This window comes from Myroides odoratimimus (assembly GCF_004337635.1).
Taxonomy (GTDB): domain Bacteria; phylum Bacteroidota; class Bacteroidia; order Flavobacteriales; family Flavobacteriaceae; genus Flavobacterium; species Flavobacterium odoratimimum.
The window spans coordinates 1,728,512-1,748,625 of sequence record NZ_CP037427.1 but is presented as its reverse complement, the minus strand read 5'-3'; the positions used below and the strand labels follow the sequence as shown (position 1 = coordinate 1,748,625).

Below are 20,114 nucleotides of genomic sequence, written 5' to 3'. Positions count from 1 at the left end.
GTTAGCACACAAAATAGATAACAAAAAATTTCAAATCTAGAATATTCTCTTTTCATAAACAGTACTATTTAGTTAATATACTGTAATATACTACTTATTTTTTTATAACAACTACTTTCTCGTATTTATACTCCCAACAATTATTTATAGTACCTCTAGCTTGTATATTAATTGTACAAATTCTTAATTCTTAATTAATCATTTGTACCAACTAGAATACATCACATAATTATCTGCTATACGCTCTACCTCACCCCCAAAGTCTGACGCACTTATATCTTTTACCTTTTTAGCAGGCATACCAGCATATATAGAACCTGCCTCTACTACCGTATTCTGAGTGACAACAGCGCCAGCAGCAATTATTGTATTGCTGTGTACAACACAATTATCCATTACAATAGCTCCCATACCAATTAATACATTATCATGTATTGTACATCCATGCACCATAGCATTATGCCCTATAGAAACATTATTACCGATCACAGTCGGATGCTTTAAGTAGGTACAATGGACAATAGCCCCATCTTGTATATTCACCTTATCGCCTATCGTAATAGAATTCACATCACCGCGAATGACAGCATTGAACCATACACTACACTTCTCTCCGAATGTAACATCACCTACTATAGTTGCATTCTCTGCCACATAGCAGTCCTCAGGTATTTGAGGATATTTTCCTCTTATTTCTTTTATAATCATAATATATAGCAATAAAAAATCCCGATAAATATCGGGATTTTTTTATTATTTAATCTTTTGCAGTTGGACAATTACACTCTAAACTTGTACGTTTAGGAAATATATTAAACCCTACTGTAAACTGATGGAAAGCACCATCACCGAAAGTAAGATCTCCCATTAGTTTAGTATAAGAGTATGCAAAACTAACATTCTTATAGTTTCCTCCTAGCATTGGAGAGATATACTGATAACGTTGTGTTTTAGACTTCCCATTCTCGAAATAATCTGTTCCATTAAAGTTAGATCTAAAAGACGCTCCAGCCCAAATCTTACCAAAATCAAACTGTCTATAAACCTTCATATTAACATCTAGTGCAAAATCCTCACGCTCTTCAGTATACTGAGCTAATATAGATGGCTCATAGATCCAACCTGTTCCATATCTCGTATTTCCAAATGCATACCCTGCACCTAAAATATATTTTCTAAAGTTATTGCTCTCTGTATCCGAGTATAATTTACTAGAACTCGTTACCGCATTCTTCACTGTAAACATAGAGAAGAAATTCTGATAGTGATAAGCTGCACCAAAATCAACTGAAAAATAAGAATCTTTTAATTCTAATCCTCCTGCTACATTAGGGTCAAATCCTCCAAACTCACTCTCATCTAACTTCGTCTGAGCAAAACCTGCACTCAATCCAAATGACAATTGGTTTAAATCATAACGTGATTCACTAAAGGTAATATGGTGAGCATACGTCGCTTTAAAACCAGTCTGTGAGTGATAACCATTCTTATCATTGAATCCGATAATTCCGATAGCTGATTGATCAGTTAGACGAGTACTAGCATTCATCGTCATAAGACGAGGAGCGTCATCTACACCACTCCACTGCTGTCTTACAGTCAATCTAACATTCGTACTATTCTTAATACCTGCCATAGCAGGATGTAAAAGATAATAGTTATCTGCTAAATATTCAGAATTTACCGTTAGTCCTTCTTGTGCAAAACCAATTTGAGAAATCAATAATGCTATAGCTAAATAGCGCTTCTTTATTATATTCATAACTTAATTATCTTTTTAAAGAAAAGTGTCCTTTATAACTTACCTTACGTCCATTCATATCATTCGGAGCTTTAAAATCATTTACAAACTCCACAGTGAACCAATAATCTGTAGACGGCATCGGTTTTCCATTCCATGTTCCATCCCATCCCTCTGTATGTGGGCTTAACTGTTTTAACAATCTACCTGAACGATCATAGATATAAATACGAGCCTCATTGTGTCCTTTTAGACCTGGTATATTCCATGTATCATTATATCCATCTCCATTAGGAGTAAAATACTTAGGATAACCAAACACTGAGAATTTAACTGATGTAGAACATCCTGTTACTCTATTTCTTGCATAAGCAATATGTTCTCCGATTGGTATATTATAAAACTGACTTGAAGGTTGGAATGCACTATTATCAATAGCAAAATCATAACCATCTGTAATAGGACTTGTTCCTCCATCTAATACACCTAAGCGCACCATCGTCTCTCCTTTTTCATCAATCTCCATACTGTTCAGCATTCCTGTTGCATCTACTCCTTCCACTACCGCTACTGGTGGTGCTTTTACTGTCCATACTATCGTCTCTGTTGAACAAGACTGTACTCCAGGATAAGGAGAAGTAGCATAGCTTGCTATTGCTCTATAATTACCAGATTTATCTATCTTAATCGAAGTCTGGTTCCCACTTCCAGGTACTGTATTATACACTATCCACCCATTCTCTCGACTTACTTCATATTGCCATGTTATAACAATAGGTCTACCTTTTACATCCTTATTCTCCACACTTAATACGACAGGAGCTATTTCATTCGTCTCTGTATTAATACAAAGTTGTTGAGTGCTTTCTTTAGGGAAATAATCTATAGCTAATTCTACCCCAAGAGAAACTTTAAAAGAAGAGTAATTATCCGCCTTACAATCGAAACCTTCCGTCATGATCACTCTAGTATAAATCGGTCCTTTTACTTCTCCCATCTTAATAGGGTAAGCCGTTACTTTACTCTCAGGCATACGGTTTACATCAGCTTCTGCATCCTTTTCATTTTCATAATATACAGTTGTTATTTTATCTGTAGGATTTAAGTTTGGTGTATTTGTAATAGAAGTTTTCCCCATTACAGTCCCCTCATATCTTCTTAAATTCACAGTAGATTCTCCTGTATTATTTTCTACTTGACAGTAATGAAAAACTTGAGTTGACACTTCTGCTGTCTTTAAATTATCATATCCTAAAGAAGCGTAGAAAAAAGCAGTATTGAAATTCTTATCTTCTAAATTCGTTAAACGAGCCCATATCTTGCGAGTCTCATTTAACTTCACTGTTATCTCTACTCCTACTATTTTATTTGTATTCGCGATTGCGTCTTCCTCTGAATTAAAATATCCTATAGAATATTTTCCCTTAGGATCAAATCCTTCTGCTGCTTGTTCTTCATCTGTAGCTATGGTACGCCCATCAGCTATTACTTTTGTTTGACCATCTATAGTCAAACTGTATGAAGCAATCTTACTATCACAATAAGAAACATTCTGAAGAGGAGGAATAATTGGTTTATCTATTACTTTAAACACTACTTTCTGACTTGTTGATACAAGAGGATTAGCTGATTTAGCCAACTTATAAGAAATGCGTGCAGTAGCATCTGTCCCATGCGCTCCCTCATAAGGTTTAGAAATATCTATTGGATTCTCATTTCTCTGAGCATCATAAGCAGTCTTGTGAAAAGTAATCGTATAATAGTCTGGATTTTCACCAGTGCCTAATAAAGCAGGTATTGTCTTTTTCAAGTCGTAATTACCATATCTATTTGTATCGTCTTTTCTTGTTTCTACAGATTCTAATACTGGGTTAACGCCACTCACCTTTAACTTCTCTACAAAAAGTGTGAACTGACGTGTAGCAGTCTCTCCATCAAGAACGATCTTCGCTTCAATTAATTGGTTCTTATTTGTAGTAAACTTATTAATCTCAGCATCTGTTAGCTTAGTTTTACTAGTACCATCTACTTTGAAAAGCTCTGTATTAGAATTTCCGTAGTACAACTGGTTTTTATCCTCTAACAAAACAAATGTAGCATTACCTTCTTTATCAGCATTTTGATACTGATCAGGACGTCCTGTAACTCTATCATTTAATGTAGCTCCTTCTTCTGGCTTCACTTTAATTAAAAATGGGCTAACCGTTACTTTAGTAGCATCTACTACAGATTGCACTCTAAGAAACCTAGTCAATGGTGCTGTAGTAGGATTAAACTTATCTACATAAAGGATTTCTTTTTGCTTATTAGTATTGCGATTAGCTTCATCTTGAGTGTTGTGAAAACTATAGATATATCCTTCAGGAACAATAGCATTTCCTTCAGCATCTACAACTAATCCAGTTGTTTTGTTTTTTATTGCCTCACCTAAGAATACTCTAAAATTCCCTGATGTGCTATTCTTTGGAAGAGCCTGTTCTATATCATGAGGTTTCCCAACTTTCACCTCAGGTTTTGGCTCATCTTGGTCATTATATACCTCAACTATCTCTCTATTAACTAGATATTCAAAAGGGTTTATACCTCCAGCTACAGCTCCTACTGACAGAACTCCTGAAAATACAAATAATGAAAGCCACATTCTTTTGCCCATTTTATCGCTATATTAAATTGTTAGTGCTTACTAATGTTAATTAATTGTTTAAAAATCTTATCTTCGTGACGCTTAGCATTTTTCTTTGCTAATTTTGAAAAAAACTAAATTAACATGTCAAAAATACAAATTCAAAATACGTCAAACCCAACAATTATAAAATTTGTTTTACCAGATTTTATAGCTAAGGGGGAAAACCACGAGTTCAAAAATATTGATGAGACTGCAGAATCACCTTTAGCGAAGGAATTATTCTATCTTCCTTTTGTTAAAACGGTTTATATCTCAAATAATTTTATCGCCATCGAAAAATTTTCAATTGTCGAGTGGGATGATGTAAAAGAAACCGTTGCAGATCAGATAGAACTATTCTTGGCTAAAGGTAAGAAAATCTTAATAGATTCTAAAAAAGAAATAAAAAAGCAACCAATTACTATTTACGCTGAATCAACACCAAATCCTTCAGTAATTAAATTCGTTGCCAATAAATTATTAACAAAAAAAGGTGTAGAGTTTAAAAATATAGATGAAGCTAGTGCTTCTCCTCTTGCTAAAGAGCTTTTTAAACAATCTTTCGTTAAAGAAGTATTCATTGATGAGAACTATGTTTCTATTTCTAAATATGACTCTTTCGAATGGGATCAATTAGTACAGGTTACTCGTGCCTTTATCAAAGAGTTCTTAGAAAATGGTAATCTAGCAGTAGACGAATCGCTTATTCATGATGTTAAAGCAATTGAGGCGGCAGCTGACGAACACTTTGACTCTTTAGATGAAAAGTCTCAACGCATCATTAATATCCTTGAAGAAAACGTAAAACCTGCTGTACAAGCTGATGGTGGTAATATCGCTTTCCAAAAATATGACCAGGAGTCTAATATTGTACATGTACTTTTACAAGGAGCATGTAGCGGATGTCCTTCTTCTACATTCACTTTAAAGAATGGTATAGAAGGAATGCTAAGACATATGCTTAACGATGAGAAAATCATTGTAGAAGCTTATAACGGATAGTAAACAACTAGATATAAAGAAAAAGGTAGCATTATAAATGCTACCTTTTTTGTGCTTTATTATCTAAGTAGAAGGTAGAAAATCAGAAATCTACTTCATTACACTCCTAAATATCATAAAAACAAAATGAGGTTGCCTAGGCAACCTCATTTCTTCACTTAAATTAAATATAGATTAGCTCATTCTTTTGAATGACTTCCTCTTAACATCAATTTCGAAATCTCGAAACAATTCTAACAATCCAATTGTAGACTTGATTAGATCATCAGTCTCAAATAAAATAGAGAAGTATAACTTACTATTTTTAGGACTTGTCTCTGTCGTACGTATACGAATGATTTGTTTCTGGATTAACTTATCTACAGTAGCGATTAAATCATCTTTTTCCTGTAGGATTTCTTCTATCTCAGAGAATTTTTCTTCTGTAAATAATATGATTACTTTATCGAATAATACTTGAAGCTTTTTATCTATTAGTTTTAAATCTCTAATTTGATTAAACTTCAGTTTCTTATGGTTATTGTCAATATGCGTATAACTATTCTGAGCAATAAAATTGATAGACTTAATCATATCTTGTAGATATCCCAGTGTCAATACATAGAATTTACTAGCTTCTACAGAAGTTTCATCTAGATTTTTAATAAAGAAGTACACATTACCACGTAAGTTATCCACTTCTTTCTCTAGCTTCTTAAGCTGCTTTCTACTTTTCTTTAATTCTGTCAATTCTTGTAGAGCCACACCATCTATCACCGAAGTATATAATTCATTCGCTCTTGTAATCACATTAGCGATTTGAGAAGAACTTTCTGAAGCTACCCCTTGGATAGTCATAATATCAACACTATCTAACTTTGCCTCATTATCTGCTTTTTCTTTTGTCTTCTTATTATACATTTTATTACTTCTGTATAATAAAATTCCCACTAGAATTAACATCCCTACTAAAGCATAGATTTCTCCTATTTTTAATACATAAGCGATTACAAAAGAAGCGATAAATGCTACAATAGCAGTTACGAACCAACCACCTATCACATTAAACACCCCTGCTACACGATACACTGCTGAGTCTCTATCCCATGCTCTATCCGCAAATGATGTACCCATCGCCACCATGAAAGTCACATAAGTAGTTGATAGTGGTAATTTCATAGAAGTACCAATAGAGATCAAGATACTCGCCACAATAAGGTTTACTGAAGCACGTACCATATCGAATGCTGGTTCGTCTTTTGGAGTCTTACTCTTTGGTTTCTTAGGAATCTCAAAGCGCTTATCCATTTTAAGCTGTAGTGATTTTGGTAAGAAGTAATTCACTCCCATACCGATTAACACCATACCTCTTACAATAACTTTAGACAGAATATTAGGTGAAAATTTCTCCTCAGTACTCCCTGTATCTTGTCTTGCTAAGCTCATCTCTGTCTCGATTACATTCTTCGCTTTCTTCGATGTCCATAAAGTATACACCATGATAATACCTGCGATAGCTAAGAAATAGAAAGGAGCTACTACACTCTCTTCCGCTAACTTATTCATCATATAAGTATCTGGAGACTGACCTGATGCCATAAAGAATTCAAATGACTGGAATGCGGCAATAGGCACACCTATAAAGTTCACTAAGTCATTACCTGCAAAAGCCAATGCTAATGCAAATGTTCCGATAACGATAATTACTCTAAGTATATTTAACTTAAAGATACTCATCAGTAATTGAGAGAATATAGTCCAAAACACTAAACTAATCCCTATAATAGTTAACTGATTATCTCCAATCCAGTTACTAGTTTCTTTTGTAATAAAACTTGCACCTTTTAATCCTTTTACCAAGATAAAGAAAGTAATAGCAGTAATAGCTACTCCTCCGAATATCGCTCCGAAGTATTTTAACTTTTGTTCCACTTGGAAGGTAAAGATTAACCTAGAAACGTATTGTACTAAAGTACCTAACGTAAAAGAAAGTATCACTGACAGTAAGATACTGACTACAATCTCGGTGGCCTTCTCTGTATTGATATAATCTGGCAACATAGACCAGCTATCATTATTAGATACGATTTTGATTACAGCAAGACATACAGCAGAACCTAATAGTTCAAAAACAATAGATACTGTAGTAGATGTTGGCAACCCTAAAGAGTTAAACACATCCAGAAGTAGTACATCAGTAATCATCACTGCGAGGAAGATGACCATCACATCATTAAAGGAGAACATACTAGGGACGAATATACCACTTCGGGCTATCTCCATCATCCCTCCTGAAAATATCGCTCCTACTAGAATACCTAGTGAAGCTACAATCATAATTGTCTTAAAAGTAACCGCTTTTGAACCCAATGCTGAATTCAAGAAGTTCACCGCATCGTTACTTACTCCAACAGTTAAATCGATAATAGCTAATACCCCAAGGGCTATAAGCATTACAATAAAAATCTGTTCCATTTATAAATTCTATTTAAATTAAGTGTGCCGCAAAATTGATTATAATAATTCATACCTATGTTAACTTAACGTTATTAATCCTTCAGCTTCTTTTTATAGTTAAAATACATTTGACTACTTTTGTTAAGCAACAACAATATCATAATCTCATCATGAATTTATTACACTTAGAATCAAGCCCTTATTTATTACAACATGCCAATAACCCTATTTATTGGAAAGCATGGAATAAGGAAACTTTAACACTAGCTGAGCAGGAAGACAAACTTATTATTATCAGCATAGGATACTCTACTTGTCACTGGTGTCATGTTATGGAAAAAGAAAGTTTTGAGAACCAAGAGGTAGCAGATATTATGAATCAACATTTTATCTCTATCAAGGTTGATCGTGAAGAGCTTCCTCATCTAGATAACTTCTATATGAAAGCAATCCAAATTATGACAAAACAAGGAGGATGGCCTTTAAATGTAGTTTGTTTGCCTGATGGTAGACCAATATGGGGAGGAACTTATTTTAAAAGACAAAATTGGATAGATTCTTTATCACAGTTACATCACCTGTACAAAGAAAAACGCGATACTGTACTAGATTTCGCAACACAACTACAAGAAGGAATATCTATTCTAAGTCAAGCACCTATAGCACAAGAGGAATCTAGATTCAATACAGACCTTGTATTAGAGAATTGGAAAAAGAGTTTTGATTGGGAATATGGAGGGTATACACGAGCGCCAAAGTTCATGATGCCTACTAACTTACTATACTTACAGAAAAAAGGAGTATTACACCGAGATCAACAACTATTAGAATACATAGACCTTACGTTAACTAGAATGGCATGGGGAGGTCTATTTGATACAGTAGAAGGTGGTTTCTCTAGATATTCTGTCGATCATAAATGGCATATTCCTCACTTCGAAAAAATGCTTTATGACAATGCACAACTGTTATCTGTATATGCAGATGGATATAAACGTACTCACAATAAACTCTACAAAGAAGTTATTGACAAGACAATTAATTTTATTACTAACAATTGGGCTAATGGTGAAGGAGGATATTATTCAGCACTAGATGCAGACAGTTTAGACAGTCACAACCAGCTGGAAGAAGGTGCTTTCTATATTTGGACAATAGAAGAATTAAAAGAATTAGTCCAACAAGATTTCCCTTTATTCAGTACTGTATTTAATATCAATTCTTTTGGACATTGGGAGAACAACCAATATGTATTAATCCAAACCCGTGAATTAATAGATATCGCTAACGAGAATAATATCCCTCTTGAAGACTTAGAAAATAAAAAAAAGCAATGGGAAACAGCTCTAAGACAGTATAGAGCGAATAGACCTAAGCCACGCCTAGATGACAAAACACTCACTTCGTGGAATGCTATGTACATCACAGGATTATTAGATGCATACACGGCTACTCAAAACACAGCTTATCTAGAACAAGCTAAAGCATTACACCTATTCATCCACAATAACCTATGGTGTGAAGAGCGTGGACTATTGCGTACGTATAAAGATGGAAATGCCAAGATAGAAGCTTTCTTAGACGATTATGCCTTTTATATACAAGGATTAATTTATCTATTTGAACACACAGAAGAACAACAATACATCACAGAAGCCAAAAATCTTATGGACTACTCTTTAGACCACTTCTTAGATCACGAGAGCAAGTTCTTTTATTTTAGCAAGCATAACCAAGAAGATACTATTACACCAGCGATAGAAACAGAGGATAATGTTATCCCTTCTTCTAACGCGATTATGGCTATAAATTTATACAAACTCGGTTTGCTATACGAGAATAGTTACTACAGTGATCTCACAATTAATATGATGAATACTGTACTATCTACTGTTGATTATCCTTCAGCATACTCACATTGGCTATTGCTACAACTATATTTAGAGCAACCTCTTGAATTAACATGGGTGGGTGCAGATGCTCTACAACATAACCTATCGAGAAGAGAAAACATAATAACGAGAGCTTCTGTATTCTCAGTATCCTCACCATCAACTGTACCTTACTTAGCTAAATATACTCCTACAGAAGAAACTTTACATTATATTTGTATAGAAAGAGCATGTTTAGCACCTGATACAGATCATACACAGATAGATAATTATACTTTATAAAATATGCGAAAATTAGATACTTTATTATCTAGATATATTGAAGATATTATTACCTATATACCTGAGATAGTGACTTCACTTATTATCTTAGGTATAGGTCTATGGGTTATTCGCTTCTTACAGAGATTAGCAAAAAGAATATTCTTAAAAAAGAATATAGACCCTACTTTCTCTAGCTTTATTCTAGATGTATTAATCTGGGGAATGCGAATACTCTTATTTGTTATCATCGCCTCAAAGCTTGGTATACAAACTAGTTCATTCGTAGCGATTATTGGTGCGATGAGTTTAGCCATTGGTCTTTCATTACAAGGATCATTGAGTAACTTCGCTGGAGGTGTATTAATTATTCTATTTAAACCATTTAGAATAGGAGATATTATAGAGGCACAGGGAGAAACAGGTAAAGTACTAGCCATACATATCTTCTCCACTCAGGTACTAACTTATCAGAACAATATAGTGTATATCCCTAACGGAGTACTATCTAATGGTAAGATTAAAAATATTACACAGAACAACCTTAGAAGAGCTGAAATAGCAGTGCAAACAACTCTACTTAAAAACACAACAGTCTTTATAGAAAAACTACAAGAGGAGCTAGATTCCTATGACAAAGTACTTTCACAACCAAGACCTAGAATATTAATCAGAGAGTTATTAGATACTAAGATTACGTACACCGTACAGATATGGGTAGAGAATGATAACTTTACCGTTGCTACATCTTATGTACTCTTAAAAGCGAGAGAAATTAGTGATGCGCTATAATAGATAATTATTCAATAAATAAGGGCTGCTAATTTATAGATTAGCAGCCCTTATTTATTATTATTTATTTCTTCTTTTGAATGAGAACAAAGTCTTTAAGATAGAAAGGCTCAAAGTAAGCCACATCCACAAACTCTTCTTTCACATACTTATCATAAGCCATCACTCCCATTTCACTTGCAGAAGGATATGTAATCTCAGGATAGTACATAAAACCTTCCGTACCTAATGTTTCCTTACACTTCATTGCTCCATCCCCTATCAGATGTAATTTTGTTCCTTTATATTGATTAAAAGAGTTTTCATCAATAACGATTGCCTCTATTTCACTTAATTTATTATACTCTTTATCAAAGACTGCGGAGAACACTTCCATACGTCTAGCATCTAGCATTGGTACGATCAGTCCTTCTGTCACCTCCACCTGTCTTGCTAATATCTCTAAAGTGTCTAATGCTATTAAAGGAATCGACAATCCATAACAAAGCCCCTTCACTGAAGATACTCCTATGCGCAAGCCTGTATAGGATCCTGGTCCTTGACTAATCGCTATAGCCGAAAGATCTTTTAAAGTCTTGTTATTCTCTTTTAATATTTCTTCTACAAAAACGTGTAGCTTCTCAGCATGAGAGAAATTCTCTTCTGCTATCTCCTTACACGCTATTACTTCTCCAGTCACTGATAATGAGACAGAACAGTTCTTAGTAGCTGTCTCAATAGATAAAATCGTTATCATTATTATTTTTTACTTTCTACTTCTACTTTATCTCCATGTTGAAGGATTCTACTTACAGTCGAATATGGTCCTGTAATAATCACATCCTCAGCATGAAGCCCTTCTATTATTTGAATATTCGAGTCGTCTTTTATTCCAGTTTTCACAAATTTAAGCTTTGCTGTACCGCCATCATTAACGAATATAGCTTCTCTCATAAGCTCTTTATCGAATATCTTCTTTCCTTCTGTTTTATTCATAACAGTATCAGTAGGTGTTTTCATTACCACAGCACTAATAGGTACCGCATAAATATCATTCTTAACATCAGTAATAATATCTACAGCTGCAGTCATACCTGGTCTAAATGGAGAGTAATTCTCAATATCCTTTTTTACCAAGTCTTGGTATGATTCTGCTAAGATTTTAATCTTTACTTTAAAAGTCGTTACCTGATCAGCTGATACTGTCTGATTAGAAGCAGAATTAGAAATACTAGTAACTACACCTCTAAACTCTTTTTTTAGATATGCATCGACACTGATTCTTGTCTCATCCCCTAATTTCACTTTTACGATATCATTTTCATTAATATCGACTTCTACCTCCATTCCACTAAGGTTAGCCACTCTTAAAATCTCCGTACCTGCCATCTGTTGGGTACCTAACACTCGCTCTCCTAACTCTACATTCACTCTAGAAATCGTACCATAAGCTGGTGCGTATATCGTCGTTCGAAGAAGATTAGCTTTTGACTCTGCTAGTGCAGCCCTAGAACTCTCTACATTATAATAAGCAGAAGATTGAGCTGCTTTAGCCACTTCATACGTTCGCACTACTAGATCCCATTCAGAACGCGAAATCACTCCCTTGTCATACAATCTACTATTTCGATCATAATTAGATTTAGCCTCTTTTAACTGAGCTTCAGCCTGTGATAATCCAGCTTTACTCGTCGCTAACATCGCCTCTACTCTCTCCATAGCAGAAGTATATAAGTCTGGATTAATTACGACTAATAGATCTCCCTTATTAACGACCTGTCCTTCTTTGATTGGCAAATTTATGATTTCTCCAGATACTTCTGAAGATATTTTAATCTCTATTTCGGGTTGTATCTTTCCTGTACCTGATACTGTCTCGATAATATTCGTCTTTTCTAATTCTATCGTTTCTACTTTAGTACGATCTTCTTCTTTACCGAAAACAAACTTTCCAATAAGTAAGACAGCCACTATAAGGATACCAACTACTATGATGTATTTTTTCTTCATCTCTCTAATGTTTAAAAAGTGGGATACCAAAATAATACTCTAGTATCTTGGTTTTAAAAATGTATTCATATTTAGACTTTAATAAATCTGACTGTGCCGTCACAAATAAAGTCTGATTTTGATTTAATTCAAAGATATTAATTAAGCCAACAGAATAACGCTCCTTTGAGTACTCTAGAGACAGCTTCCTTGCTTCAAGACTTGCATTACTAGCCTCATACTTCTGATAAGCACTCTCCGTATCTGTATAAGCCTTAAACACGAGCTGCTCTAAATTCAGTGCAATTACCTCTCTTTCATTCTCTATCTGTTGTAGCGTAAGTTTTTTTAATTTGATACTATTTCGAGTAGAGAAACCATTAAAAATAGGTATCGTTAGACTTAAACCAAAATTCGAATTAAAGTTATCACTAAACTGATTGAAAAAAGAATTAGGCCCACCGTATACAGCCATACTATTCTGTCGCAATACACGCTGATTAGATCCTTCTACATACCCTACTTCAGAAGTAGATTCTAATAAGCGATTTCCTACTAATCGATCTTGGTAATTCATATTCGTACCTAGATTATAAAATGCTTGTAGAGTAGGGCTATAAGCAGACTTAGCTATACTTACATCTTTTTCTGCCATCAGCACATTCGTTTCTGCTGTTTTGATATCTGTCAATACTTCAGTAGCTCTATTAGTAATATCTTGAGGGCTATAGCTAAGCATACTTGACTCTGACACTTCATAGTCCGTATCTACAATATCAAAAGATTCATAGGACTTGATTTGAAGCAATTGAGCTAAGTTTAAACGAGCCATCACTAGTTCATTCTGTGAAATAATTAATCGCTGTGTATCTATAGCCACAGTCGCTTTGGCTTCTAACAAATCACCTGCTGGTACAACACCTTCATTCACTAACTCTTGCGTACGCTCCTGCTGACTCTTGTCATATTCTAATTGCGTTTGATTCGTCTTTACCAATTCTTTATTAAACAAAATCTGCAAATAAGAATTAATCACATTCAACGCAATATCCTCCTTCATCTTTTGCAACTTATACTGAGAAGCTAGATGTGATAATCTAGCCTTGACCAACATATTCTGTTTCTTCAGTCCTCCGTATAAATCTACTTTCATACCCAGACCTAAATTTGTCGCTTGAATAGTCTTACTATCTACCATACCTGTTAACTGATCTGGCTGATCTGCGATAGTCCATGAATGACTTCCGGTTAAATTGACATTAGGCATGAAGCTGCCTATCGCGATATCCTTATTAATCTCTGCGCTTTGTTCATCTAACTCATACTGCTTAATACGAATATTATTCTCTATTGCATAGTCAATACACTTCTCTAATGACCATAGAGTACGTTCTTGTCCTTTCACAAAAGAACAATATAAACCCAGTACTATACAAGTACCTTTTAGAAAGTAGCGATTAACCATATTCGATATACTCTTCTGAAATTAATAATTAATTATAACTCAAGTATAAAGTAATAAAAAAAACCGCTACTATTAGCGGTTTTCTGTTATGATTTTGTACTTTTTTTGTTTTTATATACTCTATAACTAAAATACATAGCAAAAGCAACAAGCAAATACGGAAATATCATTAGGTACACTATTCCGTCGTTTACAGCTTCTGCTTTCACTCCTCCGTCTTCTGTCTCTAATGTAGCTCGACACATCGCACACTGAGCAAATGCCTCACCCGAAAAGAAAAATACAGAAAACAGTAGACCCCAAACTAACTTTTTCATCATTACTTAATTGTATTAGTTAATATAATAAGGCGAAATCATCAAGTAAACGATAACTCCTGTCACAGCTACATACAACCACATAGGGTAAGTAATACGAGCTAACTTTTTATGTCTAGCATAAGATCCAGAAATACCACGTACAAACGTGAACAAAACAAAAGGAATAATGATAATAGACAATAAAATATGGGTAATCAAAATAAAGAAATAGATAGGACGTATAATTCCCTCTCCTCCAAACTTCGTCTCAATAGAAGTCATGTGATAAGCCACATACATCGCTAAAAAAGCTACTGAACATGCAATACACAATTTGATTAAACGCTCGTGTAATTGCTTATTTCCTTTTTTAATAGCCATTACTGCCCATACTAATAATACGGCTGTAAGTCCATTAATAGTAGCGTAGATTGGAGGTAAAAATGATAACGGTTTTACATCATATCCTAATTTCTGTAGATTAACTCCAAATAGGATAGCTACTACCACAGGTATTACAATAGAAAGTATCCATATCCACTTATTGTACTTTTGTTCAATATTGTTTTCCATTTTAATAATATTATTCTTCTAATAATGCTTTTATATCCTCCTTTAACCAAGCAACACCTTCATCACTTGTTCCATCGTAATAAACTACAGGATTACCATGCTCATCTTTACGTGAGCGGATATTCCCTTCCTTATCTATCAGGGCAAATAAACCTGAATGTTCAAAACCACCTGGTGCATCAGGATTAACTCCTGTGTATAAATTAAACTTCTTCGCTAAATCATAAATATACTTAGCATCTCCCGTCATCATATGCCAATATGGATTCTTCACTCCTAATCCTTCTGCATGAGCATGTAGAGCCTCTACAGTATCACGAGTAGGGTCTATCGTAATGGAAGCAATACCAAAATCTAATTTTCCATAGAATGTATCTTGTATTTTCAACATATTCGCATTCATAATAGGACAGATAGTAGGACAGTTAGCAAAGAAGAACTCTACTAAATATACTTTACCTTTATAATTGTCATTTGTAATCGTTTTATTATTGTGATCCACTAATTCGAACTTAGGTGCAGTACCTATAATTTCTAAATCAGCTTTCTCAAACTTTTTAATAATCTTAGGCACAGCCCAAATTCCAAATATTAAAATAATAAGTGAGATCCAGATATACGACTTGTCTTTCATATTATTCGTTTGTATTAATTCGTTTATATTTTTTTAATGCTAATCGATACTCAGCTAAAAGCACTTTTACATCATCCATCATATCATTATTTAACTCTGCTGCTGATATTGTTGAATATCCTTCTTTATACTCATAATTCCCAATTTTATTCTCTCCTTTACGCCCACGTACATTTCGGTCTTTATCCACTAGATAGACATTGCTACTCGCTAAATCACTATCTAACTTACCAACCAGACCCAATGAATTAAAGAACTCTTGTATCTCCTCTGGTTTTAAGAATAGATAATTCCAATTAGACATATCAGATATCGGGCTCAACTCATCTACTACCTTCTGAGCGGCTTCCTCACTTCCATAAGGCAATACCATCACTAACTGAAAATCTTCAAAATCTTTATATCGTTTATATATCTTCTGATTTAAATTAAAGGCATCTCCTCTATCGCGGAACAAATGCGCTCCTGGAAAACCTAATACAGTAATCTTACCGTCTAAAGAAGGCATCTTGTCCAAGGACGAAGTTCCCTTTGGAAAATCCTGAACACCTTCAGTAATTATAGGCAAACGCTTAAATTGATTAACACCTGTTGCAAAGAATAAGTATGCACAAATAGGCATCACAAACAGCAACGTTAGAATTAAATATTTTTTCATTTTTACACAATGTTGACTAACTAACAAAAATAAAAAAAGGCGGTCAATAAACCGCCTTTAAAATATATAATAATATGTTATTAAAATATCCACTTATATTGTGAGTTTTGGAATACATCAAAGATGTAATTACCTTCTGTCAACACTAAAGTGATTAAATAAACACATAAGAAAGTAAGAACTCCTGCTACAGACCATCTGAATGCTGATTTCTCTTGTTCTAAGTGCATAAATGCCCACATAATGTAGTATGCCTTAACAATCGTTAAGATAATGAAGATATAGTTCAATAAACTTAATCCAAAAATATGTACGTGGTGTAGAGATTCAGGTTTAATAATACCTAAGATAACCTCTACTAGAGTAACTACAGACATGATTACGAATACTGTCCATATTCTCTTTGTATTTGAATGATGTGCTCCTTCTGCTGCCATTTTACTTTATTTTTAAAATTAAACTAAATAGAAGAATGTAAATACAAACACCCATACTAAATCCACAAAGTGCCAGTATAATCCTCCTTTTTCAACCATTTCGTAAGAACCTCTTCTTTGGTAAGTTCCTAATAATACGTTGAAGAAAATTACTACATTAATTAAAATCCCTGTAAATACGTGGAATCCGTGGAATCCAGTAATGAAGAAGAAGAAATCTGCGAATACTTTATGTCCGTACTCATTGCGGATTAAGTTAGCTCCTTCTACTACTAATACAGCATCTTCTAAACGTTTAACTGATTGCTCTCTAGTTAAAATTTCTTTGTGCTTAGCATCTGTAGTTAATTGAGTTCTAATTCTTACGTTAGGATTAGCTTCAAAACCTGCTTTTACTTCTGCTAAAGAATATGTAGGTGCATTCTCTCCTTTTACAAACCAAGTAGCTTTAGCTCTTGTTAAAGTAGCCTCATCTCTGTTTGGATCTACTTTTGCAAAATCACCTAATGCAATCTGTTTACCATCTTCTCCTACGAACTGTAAGATAGATCCTCCACGAGTCTCTACTGCTCCGTAAGTTCCGTTAATAAAGTTTTTCCACTCCCATGCTTGTGATCCTAAGAATACTAAACCTCCTATGATCGTTAAGAACATGTACACTGCTACTTTATTCTTTTTCATTTGATGTCCAGCATCTACAGCTAATACCATAGTAACTGAAGAGAAAATTAAAATAAAAGTCATCAATGCCACATAGAACATCGGCGCATCTACACCGTGTAAAAATGGAAAGTGATTAAATACTTCGTCCGCAATCGGCCAAGTATCCATGAATTTGTAACGAGTAAACCCGTATCCTACAAGGAATCCACAAAAAGTTAATGAATCTGATAATATGAAATACCACATCATCATTTTACCATAGCTTACTTTAAGAGGCTCATTTCCTCCACCCCAAGTAGTTTCTTTAGTAGCTGCTGTAGTAACTGTCGCTCCCATAAAATGTTGTTAGTTATAAAGTTTTCAAATTTAGTTTATTTTTTTTATTTAAAGAATGTAAAAAATAAAAACAAATAAATCCACAATAAATCCAAAAAGTGCCAAAACCATGCACACAATTCAATTCCAATATATTGCTGTGAATTATACTTTTGTTTAAAATGATTATAAATTACATACAATAGTGATAAAACCCCTCCAGCTAAGTGAGCGATGTGCACTATTACGATCACATATAAAAATGATGTCGTAATCGTACTCTCACTCCCAGTGAAGAAATATCCCATAGATATTACCTCATTAAAGCCTTTGAACTGCAAAAAAACGAATAACAATCCTAATATCAAAGTAGAAACTAGATAAGTAGTTGTTTTATTGCGATCATTTTGTTTTATAGCCTTATATGCTAAGTGCATAGTAACGCTACTTATTGCGATTGCTAATGTACTATATAAAAAAGAATTTGGCAATTGAAACTCTGCTAACCAGTCTGGACGTGACTTACTTACTACATAAGCACTCGTTAGACCAGCGAAGACCATCATAATACTACCTATACCGAAAAGCATCATCACCTTTAATGCCTTTCCTTTTCTTTCGTATTGTTCTTGAGCTGTTATATCCATTTATTGTTATCTTAAAATTTTATCAAGTATATAGATTATCTGTATTAGCGAAATATACGTCACACTCACTAACATCAGTGAACGTGCTGCCTTATCTGTTCTTTTCTTATACAGTTTTATTCCTGCCCATAACATCCATAATCCTGCTAATAACACTAGTACAGCTGATACAGGTGTTAGGTATAATCTACCTGTAACTCCAAATGCAGGGAATACAGATGCAATGATTAACCAAATCGTGTATAAGATAATCTGTGTTGCAGTCTTAGAATCCTTCTCTCCTGTTGGTAACATAGAGAACCCTCCTTTTTTATAGTCATCGTATAAGAACCATCCTATAGCCCAGAAGTGTGGAAACTGCCAGAAAAACTGAATAATAAATAATGTTCCTGCCTCTATACCAAAGTTATTAGTAGCCGCTACCCATCCTAACATGAAAGGAATAGCACCTGGGAAAGCTCCTACGAAAACTGATAGAGGGGTAATAGTCTTTAACGGTGTATATACACTCGTGTACAAAAAGATAGAGATAGCACCGAACATAGCCGTCTTAGGATTCACTACATAAAGGATAGCGATACCTAATACTGTAAGCGTACAAGCTAAAATAAAAGCTGCACTAGGCTTAACTCTTCCAGACGCGATAGGACGATTCATAGTACGAGTCATCTTCGCATCTAGCTCTCTCTCTATAATTTGATTAAATACATTAGAAGCACCTACCATACAGTATCCTCCTATAGCAAGAGCTAGTACTGTAAGAATGTCAATACTTCCTAAATCGGGTATAGCTAAAAAGTAACCAGCTATGGTAGAAAAAACTACGCTGAGTGCCAACCCCATTTTAGTCATTTCTTTAAACTCCGTCAACACAGAAGTTGACGTATTTTTTTCAGACGATAAATTCAAAGCTGTTTTCATTTGTTTTTAATGATGTGCAAATATAGTTCAATTTTTAAAACAATACCTAAAAACAAACGTGACAGCCTTTAATATAACCTTTTTTTAAATATCCTCAGTCTTTAGTGTTCTAAAAAAAAAACATTCAAATAAATCAGCACTTTCACAAAAGAAACATTGATGATAATCACAAACAACTAAGATTGCTATGACTATCAAAACGAATTAAATATGTTTTTTAACAATTCTTACACTTATACCAATAGCTACTAAGTCAATTTAATGCAATTCACAACCAAAATTATACAACTCTTATCCTCCTTTTTTTCTAAACTTCAACACTAAAATATAGAAACACAAGGATAATCGTCTTAAACATAAAACACAATTATGTTATCTCATTTCTGACTTAGAAATAAAAACTCAATATTTCTTTATAATTAGTCAATCACAATAAAATAGAATGCAACCATCCTATCAAAGTAATCCTATTAACAAAACACCTATTTATAAAACATACAATGCTATTCACACCAACATTAATATGCTGCATAACTCTATTACCTATTCAAAAACAGACATAAATAGGCATCCTTACTAAAACACCAAAAATCCACTTATTTACAACACCTTAAATCTTTCTAATCAGCAGTTATCGCATAGTGGTCGCATAGTGATAGCATACTGCTCGCATATTTTTGGCTAGTTTTAATGCGATCACTACCCTATCATTATTCCATAACCATCTCATCGCACCAAAAATGAT

At 34.0% G+C, this 20,114-nt stretch carries 18 protein-coding genes; 3 read left to right on the top strand and 15 right to left on the bottom strand.

Going from position 1 to position 20,114, the window contains the following annotated elements:
* Positions 1 to 198 precede the first annotated feature (198 nt).
* The 3 genes from E0Z07_RS08005 to E0Z07_RS07995 are packed head-to-tail and all read right to left on the bottom strand — an operon-like array spanning position 199 to position 4,394.
* Positions 199 to 708, bottom strand: a complete 510-nt coding sequence (locus E0Z07_RS08005) for a gamma carbonic anhydrase family protein (protein WP_006257332.1) — start codon at positions 706 to 708, stop codon at positions 199 to 201.
* 49 nt (positions 709 to 757) lie between these two features.
* Complete coding sequence (locus E0Z07_RS08000) at positions 758 to 1,762, bottom strand: PorP/SprF family type IX secretion system membrane protein (protein ID WP_006257333.1); 1,005 nt, start codon at positions 1,760 to 1,762, stop codon at positions 758 to 760.
* Positions 1,763 to 1,769: 7 nt separating this feature from the next.
* Complete coding sequence (locus E0Z07_RS07995; protein ID WP_225581559.1) at positions 1,770 to 4,394, bottom strand: T9SS type B sorting domain-containing protein; 2,625 nt, start codon at positions 4,392 to 4,394, stop codon at positions 1,770 to 1,772.
* Positions 4,395 to 4,508: 114 nt separating this feature from the next.
* On the opposite strand from E0Z07_RS07995, the gene E0Z07_RS07990 reads away from it, so the two are divergent.
* On the top strand, positions 4,509 to 5,408 hold the full coding sequence (locus E0Z07_RS07990) for a NifU family protein (protein ID WP_006257335.1): 900 nt from the start codon (positions 4,509 to 4,511) through the stop codon (positions 5,406 to 5,408).
* 174 nt (positions 5,409 to 5,582) lie between these two features.
* Here E0Z07_RS07990 and E0Z07_RS07985 read toward each other — a convergent pair whose 3' ends face one another.
* On the bottom strand, positions 5,583 to 7,862 hold the full coding sequence (locus E0Z07_RS07985; protein WP_131540554.1) for an inorganic phosphate transporter: 2,280 nt from the start codon (positions 7,860 to 7,862) through the stop codon (positions 5,583 to 5,585).
* Positions 7,863 to 8,014: 152 nt separating this feature from the next.
* Here E0Z07_RS07985 and E0Z07_RS07980 point away from each other — a divergent pair, with 152 nt between their 5' ends.
* Together E0Z07_RS07980 and E0Z07_RS07975 are read left to right on the top strand one after the other, a co-directional pair.
* Positions 8,015 to 10,018 (top strand): thioredoxin domain-containing protein, encoded by a 2,004-nt coding sequence (locus E0Z07_RS07980; RefSeq protein ID WP_131540553.1) that lies wholly within the window; start codon positions 8,015 to 8,017, stop codon positions 10,016 to 10,018.
* Positions 10,019 to 10,021: 3 nt separating this feature from the next.
* On the top strand, positions 10,022 to 10,789 hold the full coding sequence (locus tag E0Z07_RS07975) for a mechanosensitive ion channel family protein (protein ID WP_131540552.1): 768 nt from the start codon (positions 10,022 to 10,024) through the stop codon (positions 10,787 to 10,789).
* Positions 10,790 to 10,853: 64 nt separating this feature from the next.
* Here E0Z07_RS07975 and tsaB read toward each other — a convergent pair whose 3' ends face one another.
* From tsaB to cyoE, 11 genes are all read right to left on the bottom strand, one after another.
* Complete coding sequence (gene tsaB, locus E0Z07_RS07970; protein WP_006257339.1) at positions 10,854 to 11,525, bottom strand: tRNA (adenosine(37)-N6)-threonylcarbamoyltransferase complex dimerization subunit type 1 TsaB; 672 nt, start codon at positions 11,523 to 11,525, stop codon at positions 10,854 to 10,856.
* A gap of 2 nt (positions 11,526 to 11,527) precedes the next feature.
* Positions 11,528 to 12,778: an efflux RND transporter periplasmic adaptor subunit gene (locus E0Z07_RS07965; RefSeq protein ID WP_006266314.1), complete on the bottom strand. Its 1,251-nt coding sequence runs from the start codon at positions 12,776 to 12,778 to the stop codon at positions 11,528 to 11,530.
* Between the two features lie 4 nt (positions 12,779 to 12,782).
* Positions 12,783 to 14,222: a TolC family protein gene (locus tag E0Z07_RS07960; protein WP_025125381.1), complete on the bottom strand. Its 1,440-nt coding sequence runs from the start codon at positions 14,220 to 14,222 to the stop codon at positions 12,783 to 12,785.
* An 86-nt stretch (positions 14,223 to 14,308) separates the two neighbouring features.
* Positions 14,309 to 14,542: a hypothetical protein gene (locus E0Z07_RS07955; RefSeq protein ID WP_006257342.1), complete on the bottom strand. Its 234-nt coding sequence runs from the start codon at positions 14,540 to 14,542 to the stop codon at positions 14,309 to 14,311.
* Between the two features lie 12 nt (positions 14,543 to 14,554).
* Positions 14,555 to 15,094, bottom strand: a complete 540-nt coding sequence (locus E0Z07_RS07950; protein WP_131540551.1) for a DUF420 domain-containing protein — start codon at positions 15,092 to 15,094, stop codon at positions 14,555 to 14,557.
* 10 nt (positions 15,095 to 15,104) lie between these two features.
* Positions 15,105 to 15,728, bottom strand: a complete 624-nt coding sequence (locus tag E0Z07_RS07945; RefSeq protein ID WP_006266309.1) for an SCO family protein — start codon at positions 15,726 to 15,728, stop codon at positions 15,105 to 15,107.
* Position 15,729: 1 nt separating this feature from the next.
* Complete coding sequence (locus tag E0Z07_RS07940; protein ID WP_131541083.1) at positions 15,730 to 16,350, bottom strand: hypothetical protein; 621 nt, start codon at positions 16,348 to 16,350, stop codon at positions 15,730 to 15,732.
* Between the two features lie 116 nt (positions 16,351 to 16,466).
* A complete protein-coding gene (locus tag E0Z07_RS07935; RefSeq protein WP_006257346.1) occupies positions 16,467 to 16,823 on the bottom strand; it encodes a cytochrome C oxidase subunit IV family protein in 357 nt (118 codons plus the stop codon).
* A gap of 18 nt (positions 16,824 to 16,841) precedes the next feature.
* Positions 16,842 to 17,822, bottom strand: a complete 981-nt coding sequence (locus E0Z07_RS07930) for a cytochrome c oxidase subunit 3 (protein ID WP_006257347.1) — start codon at positions 17,820 to 17,822, stop codon at positions 16,842 to 16,844.
* A gap of 44 nt (positions 17,823 to 17,866) precedes the next feature.
* Positions 17,867 to 18,448 carry a cytochrome c oxidase subunit 3 gene (locus tag E0Z07_RS07925; protein ID WP_006257348.1) on the bottom strand — a complete coding sequence of 194 codons (582 nt, stop codon included), beginning with the start codon at positions 18,446 to 18,448 and terminating at the stop codon, positions 17,867 to 17,869.
* A 6-nt stretch (positions 18,449 to 18,454) separates the two neighbouring features.
* Positions 18,455 to 19,369: a heme o synthase gene (gene cyoE / locus E0Z07_RS07920; protein WP_006257349.1), complete on the bottom strand. Its 915-nt coding sequence runs from the start codon at positions 19,367 to 19,369 to the stop codon at positions 18,455 to 18,457.
* Between the last annotated feature and the right edge of the window lie 745 nt (positions 19,370 to 20,114).